Source organism: Pseudomonas sp. HLG18, from assembly GCF_051903985.1.
In the GTDB taxonomy this organism is placed as follows: Bacteria; Pseudomonadota; Gammaproteobacteria; order Pseudomonadales; family Pseudomonadaceae; genus Aquipseudomonas; species Aquipseudomonas fluorescens_BT.
In genome coordinates this window covers 1-15,056 of sequence record NZ_CP195831.1, presented here as the reverse complement: position 1 = coordinate 15,056, position 15,056 = coordinate 1, and the positions used below count along the sequence as shown (strand labels likewise).

At 62.0% G+C, this 15,056-nt stretch carries 10 protein-coding genes; 3 read left to right on the top strand and 7 right to left on the bottom strand.

All coding sequences use genetic code 11. The features are described 5' to 3' along the window. Positions 1-27: 27 nt before the first annotated feature. Positions 28-2,541: a phosphoenolpyruvate--protein phosphotransferase gene (ptsP, locus tag ACSPX5_RS00050; protein WP_169428989.1), complete on the top strand. Its 2,514-nt coding sequence runs from the start codon at positions 28-30 to the stop codon at positions 2,539-2,541. Positions 2,542-2,564: 23 nt separating this feature from the next. Then, the gene (nagE, locus tag ACSPX5_RS00045; protein WP_439820740.1) at positions 2,565-4,280 is read left to right on the top strand and encodes an N-acetylglucosamine-specific PTS transporter subunit IIBC; all 1,716 of its coding nucleotides are present in this window, start codon (positions 2,565-2,567) and stop codon (positions 4,278-4,280) included. A 510-nt stretch (positions 4,281-4,790) separates the two neighbouring features. On the opposite strand, the gene ACSPX5_RS00040 is transcribed toward nagE, so the two are convergent. Continuing rightward, a complete protein-coding gene (locus ACSPX5_RS00040; protein WP_439820739.1) occupies positions 4,791-5,102 on the bottom strand; it encodes an NGG1p interacting factor NIF3 in 312 nt (103 codons plus the stop codon). A 5-nt stretch (positions 5,103-5,107) separates the two neighbouring features. Next, positions 5,108-9,004, bottom strand: a complete 3,897-nt coding sequence (gene purL / locus ACSPX5_RS00035; protein ID WP_207868260.1) for a phosphoribosylformylglycinamidine synthase — start codon at positions 9,002-9,004, stop codon at positions 5,108-5,110. A gap of 285 nt (positions 9,005-9,289) precedes the next feature. Between purL and mltF the strand changes: the two genes are divergently transcribed. Then, entirely contained in the window at positions 9,290-10,750 is a 1,461-nt protein-coding gene (mltF, locus tag ACSPX5_RS00030) for a membrane-bound lytic murein transglycosylase MltF (protein WP_439820738.1), read from the top strand. A gap of 33 nt (positions 10,751-10,783) precedes the next feature. On the opposite strand, the gene pdxJ is transcribed toward mltF, so the two are convergent. The 5 genes from pdxJ to lepB form a co-directional block, all read right to left on the bottom strand. Beyond that, positions 10,784-11,527 (bottom strand): pyridoxine 5'-phosphate synthase, encoded by a 744-nt coding sequence (pdxJ, locus tag ACSPX5_RS00025; RefSeq protein WP_207868262.1) that lies wholly within the window; start codon positions 11,525-11,527, stop codon positions 10,784-10,786. Positions 11,528-11,574: 47 nt separating this feature from the next. Then, on the bottom strand, positions 11,575-12,264 hold the full coding sequence (gene recO / locus ACSPX5_RS00020; protein ID WP_439820737.1) for a DNA repair protein RecO: 690 nt from the start codon (positions 12,262-12,264) through the stop codon (positions 11,575-11,577). Positions 12,265-12,435: 171 nt separating this feature from the next. Beyond that, entirely contained in the window at positions 12,436-13,338 is a 903-nt protein-coding gene (gene era, locus ACSPX5_RS00015; protein WP_439820736.1) for a GTPase Era, read from the bottom strand. Then, positions 13,331-14,020: a ribonuclease III gene (rnc, locus tag ACSPX5_RS00010; RefSeq protein WP_169428982.1), complete on the bottom strand. Its 690-nt coding sequence runs from the start codon at positions 14,018-14,020 to the stop codon at positions 13,331-13,333. The genes era and rnc overlap by 8 nt, the downstream gene beginning before the upstream one ends. 181 nt (positions 14,021-14,201) lie before the next feature. Continuing rightward, entirely contained in the window at positions 14,202-15,056 is an 855-nt protein-coding gene (lepB, locus tag ACSPX5_RS00005) for a signal peptidase I (RefSeq protein WP_169428981.1), read from the bottom strand.

Genomic DNA, 15,056 nt, shown 5'->3' with positions numbered 1-15,056 from the left:
GAACGTTTTTCCTGATGAGACCGAGCCATGCACAACAACAATAAAGAGCTGACTTTAAGCGCCCCGCTCAGCGGCCCGGTGCTCACGCTCGCCAAAGTCCCGGACGCGGTGTTCGCCAGCGGCGCCATGGGCGACGGCATTGCCATCGATCCGCTGAACGACACGTTGTACTCGCCCTGCGCCGGTGTGGTGATCCACGTCGCCCGCACCGGGCATGCACTGACCGTGCGCGCCGACAACGGCGCCGAGTTGTTGCTGCACCTGGGCCTGGACACGGTGGAGTTGCAGGGTGAAGGCTTCTCGATGCTGGTCAAGGAAGGCGCGCGGGTCAGCAATGGCCAGCCGCTGCTGCGCTATGACCTGGACAAGGTCGGCCGCCAGTGCAAAAGCCTGGTCAGCCTGCTGATCCTGACCAACAGCCAGGATTTCCAGGCGCGCCCCATCACCCTGAAAACGGTGAAGGTGGGCGAGCCGCTGCTGCACATCGTCGCTCGTCACAATGCCGCGGCAAATACAGAAGAACTCGGCGGCCCGCAAGTTCACGGTCACGTGCAGGTCGCCCATCGCGGCGGTCTGCATGCACGCCCGGCGGCGTTGATCCGCCAGACCGCGCAAGGGTTCAAGAGCCAGTCGCAGCTGCATTTCGCCGGCAAGTCGGCGCCGTGCAACAGCCTCATCGGTTTGATGGGCCTGGCAATTGGCGAACAGGACGAAGTGCAGGTCAGTTGCCAGGGTCCGGACGCACAGGCTGCGTTGCAGGCCTTGCTCACTGCACTGGCCACCGCCCTGCCGGAGGATCATCACGCCGCCGCACCGATTGCTGCCGCCCCACGCAATCGTCCGGTCGAGGCTGGCGTGTTGTACGGTGTTTGCGCCGCACCGGGTCTGGTGGGCGGGCCGCTGTTTCGCTTGAACGCGATCAACCTGCCGGCGGACGCTGGCAATCATCAGCCCGAACAACAATTGCAGATCCTCGACACGGCGCTGAATCAGGTTCGCAGCGAAATCGACAGCACCCTCGCCCAGGCGAAAAAACAGCGCAATGCCGACGAAGAAGCGATCTTTGCTGCGCACCTCGCGTTGCTGGAAGACCCGGCCCTGCTCGACGCCGCCCGGCAATCGATTGAAACCGGCACGGCGGCGACCCACGCCTGGAGCCAGTCCATCGATGCGCAATGCGAAGTGCTGCAAAATACCGGCAGCCCGCTGCTGGCCGAGCGCGCCAACGATCTGCGCGACTTGAAACAACGGGTGCTGCGCGCCCTGCTTGGTGAAGCCTGGCATTACGACGTGCCGGCCGGCGCCATCGTCGCCGCTCACGAACTGACGCCCTCGGACCTGTTGCAACTGAGCGCACAAGGCGTCGCCGGCTTGTGCATGGCCGAGGGTGGCGCGACTTCCCACGTGGCGATTCTGGCCCGGGGCAAAGGCCTGCCGTGCATGGTCGCACTGGGCTCGGCGCTGCTCGATCAGGCGCAAGGTCAATCGGTGGTGCTCGATGCCGACGGTGGCCGCCTCGAACTGACGCCGAATGCCGAGCGTCTGGCCGAAGTCCGGCAGGCGCAGATCGACCGCCAACAACGACGCAACGCCCAGCAAGCCCAGGCCCATCTGCCGGCGGAAACCCGCAACGGCGTGGCCATCGAAGTGGTCGCCAACGTCGCCTCCAGCCACGAAGCGGCGGATGCATTTGCCAACGGCGCTGACGGCGTCGGCCTGTTGCGCACCGAATTTCTGTTCGTCGATCGCAACACCGCGCCGGATGTCGAAGAGCAACGCGCCGCCTATCAAGCCGTGATCGATGCGATGGGCGACAAGTCGGTGATCATCCGCACCATCGACGTCGGCGGCGACAAACAACTCGATTACCTGCCGCTGCCCGTGGAGGCCAACCCGGTGCTCGGCCTGCGCGGCATTCGCCTGGCCCAGGCACGCCCGGAAATCCTCGACCAGCAACTGCGCGCCCTGCTGCAGGTCAGCCCGTTGCAGCGCTGCCGGATCCTGCTGCCGATGGTCACCGAAGTGGACGAACTGCTGCACATCCGCCAACGGGTCGATGCGCTGTGCCTGGAACTGGGCATCAGCCAACGTCCGGAAATCGGCGTGATGATCGAAGTCCCGGCCGCCGCGCTACAAGCCGAACAACTGGCCGAGCACGCCGACTTCCTGTCCATCGGCACCAACGATCTGTCGCAATACACCCTGGCCATGGACCGCGACCACGCCGGCCTCGCCGCACGGGTCGATGCCTTGCACCCGGCGCTGCTGCGCCTGATCGCCATGACTTGCGAAGGCGCGGCGGTGCATAAACGCTGGGTCGGCGTGTGCGGCGCCCTCGCCTCGGATCCGCTGGCGACGCCGGTGTTGATCGGCCTGGGCGTGACCGAACTGTCGGTGAGCCCGGTACAGATCGGCGAAATCAAGGATCGCGTGCGCCAGCTGCACGAAGCCGAATGCCAACGCCTCGCCCGGGACTTGCTCAAGCTGAGCAGCGCCGCCGCGGTGCGTCATGCCTGTCATCAACATTGGCCTCTGCGCTAACAAAAACAACAAGGACAAACGCCATGTACCAACTCTTCATCGAAGGCCTGCAACGCCTCGGCCGCGCGCTGATGCTGCCGATCGCGATCCTGCCGATCGCCGGCCTGCTGCTGCGCCTGGGCGACACCGACCTGCTGAACATCGCGATCATTCACGACGCCGGCCAGGTGATCTTCGCCAACCTGGCGATGATCTTCGCCATCGGCATCGCGGTCGGTTTCGCCCGGGACAACAACGGCACCGCCGGCCTCGCCGGAGTGATCGGTTACCTGGTGATGATTTCCACCCTCAAGGTGCTCGACGCCAGCATCAACATGGGCATGCTCGCCGGGATCGTCAGCGGCTTGATGGCTGGTGCGCTGTACAACCGCTTCAAGGACATCAAGCTGCCGGAGTACCTGGCATTCTTCGGCGGCCGGCGTTTCGTGCCCATCGTCACCGGGTTCAGCGCAGTCGGCCTGGGCGTACTATTCGGTTACATCTGGCCGCCGATCCAGCACGGCATCAACAGCTTCGGCACCCTGCTGATGGAAAGCGGCAGCTTCGGCGCGTTCGTGTTCGGCGTGTTCAACCGCCTGCTGATCGTCACCGGCCTGCACCACATCCTCAACAACATGGCGTGGTTCGTGTTCGGCAACTTCACCGACCCGACCACCGGCGCACTGGTCACCGGCGACCTGTCCCGCTACTTCGCCGGCGACCCGAAAGGCGGCCAGTTCATGACCGGCATGTTCCCGGTCATGATCTTCGGCCTCCCCGCCGCCTGCCTGGCGATGTACCGCAACGCCCTTCCGGAGCGCCGCAAAGTCATGGGCGGGATCTTCCTGTCGATGGCCCTGACCGCGTTCCTCACCGGGGTGACCGAACCGATCGAATTTGCCTTCATGTTCCTCGCACCGCTGCTGTATCTGGTGCATGCGCTGCTGACCGGACTGTCGATGGCAATCACCAACGCATTGAACATCCACCTGGGCTTCACCTTCTCTGGAGGCTTCATCGACATGGTGCTGGGTTGGGGACGTTCCACCAACGGCTGGCTCGTCGTGCCGGTGGGCCTGGCGTATGCCGTCATCTACTACGCGGTGTTCGATTTCTGTATCCGCCGCTTCAACCTGAAAACCCCGGGACGCGAAGACGTCGCCACCGCCGACAAAGCGGTCCTGACCGAAAACGAACGCGCCAGCGCTTACATCAAGGCACTCGGCGGCGCGGAAAATCTGCTCACCGTGGGCGCATGCACTACGCGTCTGCGACTGGAAATGGTCGATCGCAACAAAGCGTCGGATGCCGATTTGAAAGCGCTGGGCGCGATGGCCGTTGTGCGTCCGGGCAAGGGTGGCAGTTTGCAGGTTGTTGTGGGGCCGATGGCCGACAGCATTGCCGATGAGATTCGACTGGCGATGCCCGCATTGGGCCGAGCCGCAGCGACGGCTCCTGTCGCCGTCGTCGAACCCAGCGAACCCGTCGCAGTCACCGCACCGCAAGCTCAACAATGGTTGAGCGCTCTGGGCGGCAGCGACAATGTGCTGCAACTCGACTGCATTGCCATGAGCCGGATTCGCCTGCAACTGGCCGATGGCAAGGCGCTCTCGGAAAGCCGGTTGAAAGAGCTTGGATGTCTGGGGGTGAGCGCGCTGGAAGATGGCGTGTGGCACTTGCTGGTGGGCGAGCGGGCGCAGAGTTTGAGTGTGGCGCTGGAGGGGTTGGTTAATCGGAGTGAGGTGAGTGCCAAGGTCTGATGGTTGCCATCAAGTTTTGACTTGAAGCGATTACAAAGAGACCCGGCCTGCGTCCCGGGCGGCATTCCCACGCTGAGCGTGGGAACGATCAAAAGGAGCCCGCATTCGCTTCCCGCTTCTCACCACTCAACACGATGAGCGTTAGCTCGAGTAAAGCTTTTGACGTGCCAGCCCCATCGGCAGGCTGAGTGGAGGGATTTATCCGGGGGTGGGAGCGCAGCGACCGTGCGGCGCAGCCGCATGCATCGAGAGGAGGTGCAGCGAAGCAAACCGTAGGCGATGCCCCCCGGATGAATCCCGGAACGAAGGAACACCGAGCCACAGCGAGGTGCCGAACGCAGGGGCAAGCCTTTTTGGTTACTTTTGAGGCGTTTGTCAAAAGTGACCCGCCGTAAGGGCGGAACCATAAGCCGCAACACCTGAAGAAACGGATATTCACCCAACCCCAAAAACCAAAAAACCCGCTGAAATCACTCTCAGCGGGTTTTCCATTTCAGCAGCCAAGGAAGATCAAAAATCCTCCAGCCGCCAAACCTCATAAGCCGGCGTCTCGTAAGGATGGCTAGCCTTCAAAGCCGCCACCACCCCACGAATCAACTCATCGCCAACAACAAGCTCAACCTTCCACTCCTCGACCCGCTCAACCCGCCCCGCCTCGCCAATGAACGGCTGACTGCCGTCCAGAGGCCGAAACTGGCCCGTACCAAGCACCTGCCACGCACAGTGGTCATAGTCACCGATCCGCCCACCACCGGCAGCGAATACAGCGTCCTTGACCACCTCGACATGGCTGTCGGGAACAAAAAAGGCGAGCTTGTACACAGCCCTTAATTCACCCACACACGAGCATTACGGAACATGCGCATCCAAGGAGCGTCTTCGTTCCAGTCTTCCGAACGCCACGAGTTCTGCACGGCACGGAAAACACGCTCCGGGTGCGGCATCATGATTGTCACGCGACCGTCGCGGCTGGTGAGGCCGGTGATCCCGCGCGGCGAACCGTTCGGGTTGGCCGGATAGGCTTCGGTGACCTTGCCGTGGTTGTCGACGAATCGCATCGCCACGCAACCGGACAGATCGGCTTCAAGCAGTGCCTCTTCGCTTTCGAATTCGGCATGGCCTTCACCGTGAGCGATGGCGATCGGCATGCGCGAACCGGCCATGCCCTGCAGGAAGATCGAGTTCGACTCCTGGATCTGCACCATCGCCACGCGCGCCTCGAACTGCTCGGAGCGGTTGCGCACGAAGTGCGGCCAGAACTCGCTGCCCGGGATCAGCTCGTGCAGGTTGGACATCATCTGGCAACCGTTGCACACGCCGAGGGTGAAGCTGTCGTTACGCTCGAAGAAACCCTGGAACGCATCGCGGGCACGGCTGTTGAACAGTGCGGACTTGGCCCAGCCTTCACCGGCGCCGAGAACGTCGCCGTAGGAGAAACCACCGCAGGCCACCAGACCTTTGAACTCGTTCAGGTCGACACGGCCGGCCAGAATGTCGCTCATGTGCACGTCGATCGCATTGAAACCGGCGCGGTCGAATGCGGCCGCCATCTCCACCTGACCGTTGACGCCCTGCTCACGCAGCACGGCAACCTGTGGGCGGATGCCTTTCTTGATGTAAGGCGCGGCGATGTCCTGGTTGACGTCGTAGCTCAGCTTGACGCTCAGGCCCGGGTTGTCTTCCTCCAGCAGCGCATCGAACTCTTGCTCGGCGCAGTCGGCGTTGTCGCGCAGACGCTGGATCTGGTAGCTGGTCTCGGCCCACTGGCGTTGCAGCAGACGACGCTGGCCTTCGAACACGGTGTCACCGTTGAAGGTGATGTTGATCTGGCCGTTGTTGATCGGCTGACCGATCACGGAAACGCAGTCGCCCAGACCGGCCGCGCTGAATTGCGCGAGGATGTCCGGGGTGGCGTCCTGACGAACCTGGATCACCGCACCCAGTTCTTCGTTGAACAGGATCGCGGCGATTTCAGCGGAGCTTTCGGCAACGCTGTCCAGGTTCAGGCTCAGACCACAGTGGCCGGCGAAGGCCATTTCCACCACGGAGGTCAGCAGACCACCGTCGGAACGGTCGTGGTACGCCAGCAGGTGACCATCGGCGTTGAGGCCCTGGATCACCGCGAAGAACGCTTTCAGGTCTTCGGCGTCGTCGACGTCCGGCGCCTGCTTGCCGAGCTTGCCGTGAACCTGGGCCAGAATCGAGGCGCCCATGCGGTTCTGGCCGCGACCGAGGTCGATCAGGATCAGATCGGTGGTGCCCTTGTCCATGCGCAGTTCCGGGGTCAGGGTCTGACGGATGTCAGCCACTGGCGCGAAACCGGTCACGATCAGGGACATCGGCGAGGTGACGGTCTTGTCTTCGCCGTTGTCGTTCCAGCGGGTGGCCATGGACATGGAGTCCTTGCCCACCGGAATGGTCAGGCCCAGCTCGGGGCACAGTTCCATGCCGACCGCTTTCACGGTGTCGTACAGGCGCGCGTCTTCACCCGGGTGGCCGGCAGCGGACATCCAGTTCGCCGAAAGTTTGATGTCGGAGAGCTTGTTGATGCGCGAAGCGGCAATGTTGGTCAGGGTTTCGCCGATAGCCATGCGGCCCGACGCCGGAGCGTCCAGCAGCGCCAGCGGAGTGCGCTCGCCCATCGCCATCGCTTCACCGGTGTAGACGTCGAAGCTGGTGGCGGTGACGGCCACGTCGGCCACCGGAACCTGCCAAGGGCCGACCATCTGGTCACGGGCCACGAGGCCGGTGATGGTGCGGTCGCCGATGGTGATCAGGAAGCTTTTGCTTGCCACGGCCGGGTGGTGCAGAACGCGTTCGATGCTTTCGCCGATGTCGAGGTTCGACGGATCGAAGTCATCGCCCAGCTCGGCTTCGCGAACGACCGAACGGTGCATGCGCGGCGCCTTGCCCAGCAACACTTCCAGTGGCATGTCCACCGGGTTGTTGCCGAAGTGGCTGTCGGTCACGGTCAGTTGCGGTTCGGCGGTCGCCTCGCCGACGACAGCGAACGGGCAACGCTCACGTTCGCAGATCGCCTTGAAGCGCTCGAAGTCGGCCGGGCCGACGGCCAGAACGTAACGTTCCTGGGATTCGTTGGACCAGATTTCGTGCGGAGCCATGCCCGGCTCGTCGTTTGGAATGTTGCGCAGTTCGAAACGGCCACCGCGGTCGCCGTCGTTGACCAGTTCCGGGAAGGCATTGGACAGACCGCCCGCCCCCACGTCGTGGATGAAGCTGATCGGGTTCTTGTCGCCCAGCTGCCAGCAACGGTCGATGACTTCCTGGCAGCGACGCTCCATTTCAGGGTTTTCACGCTGAACGGAAGCGAAGTCCAGATCCGCCGAGCTGGTGCCGGTAGCCATGGAGGAAGCAGCGCCGCCGCCCAGACCGATCAGCATTGCCGGGCCACCGAGCACGATCAGCTTGGAGCCGACGACGATCTCGCCTTTCTTGACGTGTTCTTCACGGATGTTGCCCATGCCGCCAGCGAGCATGATCGGCTTGTGGTAACCACGAACTTCATCACCGTGCGGGGTGCTGATCGATTGTTCGAAGGTACGGAAGTAACCGGTCAGGGCCGGACGACCGAACTCGTTGTTGAACGCGGCGCCGCCCAGCGGGCCTTCGATCATGATGTCCAGCGCGGTGACGATGCGCTCAGGCTTGCCGTACGGCACTTCCCACGGCTGTTCGAAGCCAGGGATCTGCAGGTTGGATACGGTGAAACCGGTCAGACCGGCTTTCGGCTTGGCGCCACGGCCGGTTGCGCCTTCGTCGCGGATCTCGCCACCGGAACCGGTGGACGCGCCCGGGAACGGAGCGATCGCGGTCGGGTGGTTGTGGGTTTCGACCTTCATCAGGATGTGCACCGGCTCCTGCACCGCGCCGTATTGGCGGGTTTCCGGATCCGGGAAGAAGCGGCCGGCGACGTTGCCGACGATCACCGAAGCGTTGTCCTTGTAAGCGGACAGCACGCCTTCGCTGTGCATCTGATAGGTGTTCTTGATCATGCCGAACAGGCTTTTTTCCTGGCTCTCGCCGTCAATATCCCAACTGGCGTTGAAGATCTTGTGGCGGCAGTGCTCGGAGTTGGCCTGGGCGAACATCATCAGTTCGATGTCGTGCGGGTTGCGCTTGAGACCGTTGAAGGCGTTGACCAGATAGTCGATCTCGTCTTCGGCCAGGGCCAGGCCCAGCTCGACGTTGGCCTTCTCCAGCGCGGCGCGACCACCGCCGAGGATGTCGATGGCGGTCAGCGGCTTCGGCTCGGCGTGGCTGAACAGACCGGCAGCCTGTTCGAGGTTGCCCAGAACGATCTGGGTCATGCGGTCATGCAGTACGTCGGCGATCTGCTGCGCTTCGGTTTCGCTGAACTGACCGGCCACATAAAACGCGATGCCGCGCTCCAGGCGCTGGATCTTGCTCAGGCCGCAGTTGCGGGCGATGTCGCTGGCCTTGCTCGACCATGGCGAGATGGTGCCGAAACGTGGCAACACCAGGAACAGACGACCGCTCGGCTCTTGAACCGGAACGCTTGGACCGTACTTCAGAAGGCGCGCAAGCACCTGCTGTTCGTCGCCGGTCAGGACGCCGGTGACTTCGGCGAAGTGAGCGAATTCAGCATACAGGCCACTGACAGCTGGAACCTTCTGGCTCAGTTGCTCAAGGAGTTTGCTGTGGCGAAAGGCAGAAAGGGCAGGAGCGCCGCGCAGGATCAACATCTTCGGGACAGCCTCGGGAAGGGGTGTGCTTTGAGGCCGTGCATTCTAGCCTAAACCGACCTCAACATCACCCGAAACGCTACGCACGGTTGCACTCGGACCTCAATCTGTGTTTCTGCCTCTGAAGTCAGATTTCGAGCTTGCGCAAAGGCAGCTTATTTTTTCTGTCACAAAACGCTCTGCGGCCCCGTTCCTGTGGGGTTGCGGGTGCTTTTTCGATCGCTAGCAGACAACCCCTCCACTGTCGAGATATGGCGCCCGTTGCGCTTTGCGTATACTGCGCACATGTTTTCCCCAACGGCTTTGCGTCCGCGGTACGCCAAATGGCTGATCGCTACCGGACTCTTCCTGATGCTCAGTGGCTGTGTTGATAAACCCAACACCCTCGAGCGCGTAAAGGAGGATGGTGTGCTGCGGGTGATCACCCGTAACAGCCCCGCCACCTACTTTCAGGATCGCAGCGGCGAGACCGGCTTCGAATACGAGCTGGTGAAGCGCTTCGCCGACGATTTGGGGGTGGAACTCAAAATCGAGACCGCCGACAACCTCGACGACCTGTTCGATCAGATCGGCAAGCCCAACGGCCCGGTGCTGGCCGCCGCTGGCCTGGTCAGCAGCGAACAGCGCAAGAAACAGGTACGGTTCTCCCATTCCTACCTCGAAGTCACCCCGCAGATCATCTATCGCAACGGCCAGTCGCGGCCGACCGACGCCAGTGAGCTGGTCGGCAAGAAAATCATGGTGCTCAAGGGCAGCACCCACGCCGAACAGCTCGCCGAGCTGAAACAGAAATATCCCGGGATTGAATACGAAGAGTCCGACGCCGTTGAAGTGGTCGACCTGCTGCGCATGGTCGATGAGGGCCAGATCGACCTGACTCTGGTCGATTCCAACGAAGTGGCGATGAACCAGGTTTACTTCACCAACATCCGCGTCGCCTTCGACCTTGGCGATGCACGCAGCCAGAGCTGGGCGGTGGCCTCTGGCGAAGACAACAGCCTGCTCAACGAGATCAACAGTTATCTGGACAAGGTGCAGAAAAACGGCACCCTGCAACGCCTGAAAGACCGCTACTACGGCCACGTCGACGTCCTCGGCTACATGGGTGCCACGACCTTCGCCCAGCATTTGCAGCAGCGCCTGCCCAAGTACGAACAGCACTTCAAGACCTACGCCAAGAAAGAGAAAGTCGACTGGCGCCTGCTCGCGGCCATCGGTTATCAGGAATCGCTGTGGCAACCGGCCGTCACTTCGAAGACCGGCGTGCGCGGCCTGATGATGCTGACCCAGAACACTGCACAGGCCATGGGCGTGTCCAACCGCCTCGATCCGAAGCAGAGCATCATGGGCGGCGCCAAGTACCTGGCCTACATGAAGGATCAACTGGATGACTCGATCCAGGAACCGGATCGTACGTGGTTTGCACTGGCTGCCTACAACGTGGGCAGTGGTCACCTGGATGACGCGCGCAAACTGGCGTCCCGGGAAGGCCTGAATCCGGACAAGTGGCTGGATGTGAAGAAAATGCTGCCGCGCCTGTCGCAGAAGCAGTGGTACAGCAAGACCCGCTACGGCTACGCCCGAGGCGGCGAACCGGTGCATTTCGTGGCGAACATCCGCCGCTACTACGACATCCTGACCTGGGTGACCCAGCCGCAGCTTGAGGGCGATCAGGTCGCCGAAGGCAATCTGCATGTGCCGGGGATCGACAAATCCAAACCGACGCAGGAAAACCCGCCGCTGTAGTCCACCCCCGCCCACATTATTTTGTGTAGATGCTCAGGCCTTTGCCGCCGCCAGGATCAACGCCTTCATCTCCGACACTGCCGACTTGAAGCCGACGAACAACGCATGCGCCACCAGCGCGTGACCGATGTTCAGTTCGTTGATGCCCTTGATCGCCGCCACGGCTTCAACGTTGTGATAGTGCAGACCGTGACCGGCATTGACGATCAGGCCCTGGGCCAGACCGAATGCCACGCCATCCGCCACGCGCTTCAGCTCCTGGGCCACTTCGGTCGGCGTCTCGGCATCGGCATAACGCCCGGTGTGCAGCTCGATGGCCGGCGCACCCACACGTTTCGAGGCAGCGATCTGCCGCTCGTCAGCATCGATGAACAGCGATACTTCGCTGCCGATCTTCGACAGACGCTCCACCGCTGCCTTGATCCGCTCCTCCTGCCCCGCCACGTCCAGACCGCCTTCGGTGGTCAGTTCCTGACGCGTCTCCGGCACCAGACAGATATGGGCCGGACGAATACGCTCGGCAAACACCATCATTTCTTCGGTGACGCCCATTTCGAAGTTCATGCGGGTTTGCAGCACATCCTTGAGCAGCAGCACATCGCGCTCCTGAATGTGGCGACGGTCCTCACGCAGGTGCACGGTGATGCCGTCGGCGCCCGCCTCTTCCGCGTCCAGCGCAGCCTTGACCGGATCCGGGTAGCGCGTGCCACGGGCCTGACGCAGGGTGGCGACGTGGTCGATGTTCACGCCAAGAAGAATGCGATTGCTGGTGGTCACGGATGCGCTCCTGAAGGGAAAGATTCGGCGCACAGCATACGGTGAGATCAGGGCTTGCGAAACAGCTCGCGACTGACAAGGGGACGACCGCCCAAATGCACGGCCAGCGCTTGTCGCATCAGACGCTTGGCGGCAGACAGTGCGCCCGGGGCCGACCAGTCCGCTTCAGCCATGGCCAGCAGCTCGGTGCCGTTGAACAGGCCGGGTTGCAGCAGGTAGACCCGCTCGAGTCCGGCATCCACCTGCAAGCGATAGAGACCGTCCGCAGCAAGGGGCTCGTCGTTGATGTCGGTGTTCAGGGAGAAGCCATAACCGAGGTCGTCGAGCAGACGCCATTCGAAGGAACGCAGCAGAGGCTCCAGTGGCCGGCCTTCAGCCAAAGCCAGCAAGGTGGCAGCGTAATGATCGAATACCGCAGGATGCGGGTCTTCGGCTGGCAGCAGGCGTATCAGCAACTCGTTGAGATAGAGACCGCTGAACAATGCCTCGCCGACCATCCATGTCGCGTTTCCAATACTCTCCATGCGCCCGACATTCTTCAACTCACCTTTGCCGCGCAATTCCACTTCCAGCGGCACGAATGGCCGCGCCAGTGTCCCGGCCTTGCCCCGCGCGCTGCGCAACACCGCCCGCAGCCGACCTTGCGGCGTGAGGAAATCCACCAAGGCGCTGGTTTCGCGATAGGCGCGGGAGTGCAGGACGTAGGCGGGTTGGGCGAGAGGCGGGGTTTTCGACATTGAGTTCTCGATGAAGAAACGCAGTTTTGTAAACAACCCAAAACCAAATGCGGGAGCGGGCTTGCTCGCGAATGCGGTGAATCAGTCAAAGTATAGGCCGACTGACACTGCGCATTCGCGAGCAAGCCCGCTCCCACAGGGGTTTTCTGGCGTATCAGAAAACCGCGATTTTTACAGGTCGCCGTAACCCAGCGAACGCAGCGCACGCTCGTCGTCGGACCAGCCGCCCTTCACCTTGACCCACAGGTTGAGCATGATCTTGGAGTGGAACAGCAGCTCCATGTCCTTGCGCGCCTCGGTGCCGATGCGCTTGATGCGCTCGCCCTTGTCACCAATGATGATTTTCTTCTGGCCGTCACGCTCGACGAGGATCAGCGCATGGATGTGCAGCGTCGCACCCTGCTGCTTGAATTCTTCGATTTCCACGGTGATCTGATACGGCAGCTCGGCGCCGAGCTGGCGCATGATCTTCTCGCGTACCAGTTCGGCGGCGAGGAAGCGGCTGCTGCGGTCGGTGATCTGGTCTTCCGGGAAGAAGTGATCGTTCTCCGGCAGATGGTCGGCGATGACCTTTTCCAGCGCGTCGAGGTTGTGACCCTGTTGCGCCGAGATCGGAATGATCTGCGCATTCGGCAGCTGTTCCTGCAACCAGGACAGGTGCGGCATCAGCTCGGCCTTGTCCTCGATGCGATCGGTCTTGTTCAGCGCGACGATCAGCGGGCCGGTCACGTACTGCACGCGCTCCAGGACCATCTGGTCTTCTTCGGTCCACTTGGTGCGGTCGACCACGAAGATCACCACGTCAACGTCTTTCAACGCCGCCGAAGCCGTCTTGTTCATGTAGCGGTTCAGGGCCTTTTCGCCGCCCTTGTGCATGCCGGGGGTGTCGACGTAGATCGCTTGCACGTCGCCCTCGGTCTTGATCCCGAGCATGTTGTGACGGGTGGTCTGCGGCTTGCGCGAGGTGATCGCGAGCTTCTGGCCGAGGATGTGGTTCAGCAGCGTGGACTTGCCCACGTTCGGACGGCCGACGATGGCAACGTAGCCACAGCGAGTTGCGTTTGTATCAGTCATTGCCATTCTCCACACCCAGGGCAATCAGTGCTGCGGCGGCCGCTACCTGTTCGGCAATGCGACGGCTCACACCCTGACCCCGGCTTTTTTCATTCAAAAGGACAACTTCGCACTCGACGAAGAAGGTACGGCAGTGCGGTTCGCCCTGGATATCCACGACTTCGTAGCGTGGCAGCTCACAACCGCGCGATTGCAGGAATTCCTGCAGTCGGGTCTTCGGATCCTTGTTGGTATCGACCAGCGTCAGGCCTTCGAACTCGCCAGCCAGCCAGGCCAGGACGCGCTCGCGGGCGACTTCCATACCGGCATCGAGGTAGATCGCGCCGATCAGTGCTTCCAGGGCATCGGCCAGAATCGATTCGCGACGGAAACCGCCGCTTTTCAACTCACCCGAGCCCAGGCGCAGGTATTCGCCCAAATCGAAACCACGGGCCAGCACGGCCAAAGTCTCGCCTTTCACCAGACGCGCACGCAAACGCGACAACTGACCTTCACGGGCCAGCGGGAAGCGGTCGAACAGGGCTTCACCGGCAACGAAGTTGAGGATCGCATCGCCGAGAAACTCCAGACGCTCGTTGTTGCGTCCGGCAAAGCTGCGGTGCGTGAGGGCCAGGACCATCAGTTCCTGGTCCTTGAAGGTGTAACCGAGCTGGCGCTCGAGACGGCTTAAAGAAACGCTCACGGTTTACCCACGCTGAGTTCGTGGCTGGATTCCACTGCCATCGCCGGGATGCGGCGCAGGCCTGGGACAATTAACGCTGTGTTCAAAAATGACGTCCTGAATATCGTGGCTTCATGCCCTGGATCGATTGTGCCGACACCAGAAATGCATTCGGCGCTGTGGTCAACAGCGCCGTGATTGTTTACTTGATCAGGCCGACCCGCGAGAAATTCGGCAGGTGGCTGAGTTTCGGTTCCGGCCAGCTCATCCAGACCGCAAAGGCCTTGCCGACGATGTTCTGGTCGGGAACCATGCCCAGCAGATCCTTGGGAATGTTCGGATCATCCCAGTAGCGACTGTCGTTCGAGTTGTCGCGGTTGTCGCCCATCATGAAGTAGTGCCCGGCCGGCACGGTCCAGGTGTGGTCCGGCGTGGCGCGGTAGCGGCTCATTTCCTTGCGGATCAGGTGCTCGGCGGCGCCGAGTTTTTCCTTGTAGAGTTCCGCACTGCCGAGAGTGCCCGGCTCGGAGCCGACCAGTTGCTCGGCAATCGACTCGCCATTGACGAACAGACGCTTGTCGGCGGTGTAACGCACCGTGTCGCCCGGCAGACCGACCACGCGCTTGATGTAGTTGACGTTCGGGTCGCTCGGGTAGCGGAACACCATCACATCGCCGCGTTGCGGATCACCGACTTCGATGATTTTCCTGTCGATCACCGGCAGACGGATCCCGTAAGAAAACTTGTTCACCAGAATGAAGTCGCCGACGTCCAGGGTCGGTTTCATCGAGCCGGATGGAATCTGGAACGGTTCCACCAGGAACGAACGCAGCACCAGCACAATGAACAGCACCGGAAAGAACGACTTGCCGTATTCGACCAGCAGCGGTTCCTTGTTCAGTTTCTCCACCACCAGCACATCCGGCTGGCTGACGCTGCCCTGATAGGAAGCGATGGCGGCGCGCCGACGCGGTGCGAGGATCAACAGATCGAGCAACGCCAACAGGCCGCAGACGAACACGGCGATAACCAGCAACAGCGGGAAATTTAGTGACAT

What these genes read in the sequence shown, in the direction of transcription:
- ptsP (WP_169428989.1), top strand. Translation starts at nt 28, where the DNA reads ATGCACAACAACAATAAAGAGCTGACTTTAAGCGCCCCGCTCAGCGGC.
- lepB (WP_169428981.1), bottom strand. Translation starts at nt 15,056, where the DNA reads ATGTCACTAAATTTCCCGCTGTTGCTGGTTATCGCCGTGTTCGTCTGC.
- era (WP_439820736.1), bottom strand. Translation starts at nt 13,338, where the DNA reads ATGACTGATACAAACGCAACTCGCTGTGGCTACGTTGCCATCGTCGGC.
- recO (WP_439820737.1), bottom strand. Translation starts at nt 12,264, where the DNA reads ATGTCGAAAACCCCGCCTCTCGCCCAACCCGCCTACGTCCTGCACTCC.
- purL (WP_207868260.1), bottom strand. Translation starts at nt 9,004, where the DNA reads ATGTTGATCCTGCGCGGCGCTCCTGCCCTTTCTGCCTTTCGCCACAGC.
- mltF (WP_439820738.1), top strand. Translation starts at nt 9,290, where the DNA reads ATGTTTTCCCCAACGGCTTTGCGTCCGCGGTACGCCAAATGGCTGATC.
- nagE (WP_439820740.1), top strand. Translation starts at nt 2,565, where the DNA reads ATGTACCAACTCTTCATCGAAGGCCTGCAACGCCTCGGCCGCGCGCTG.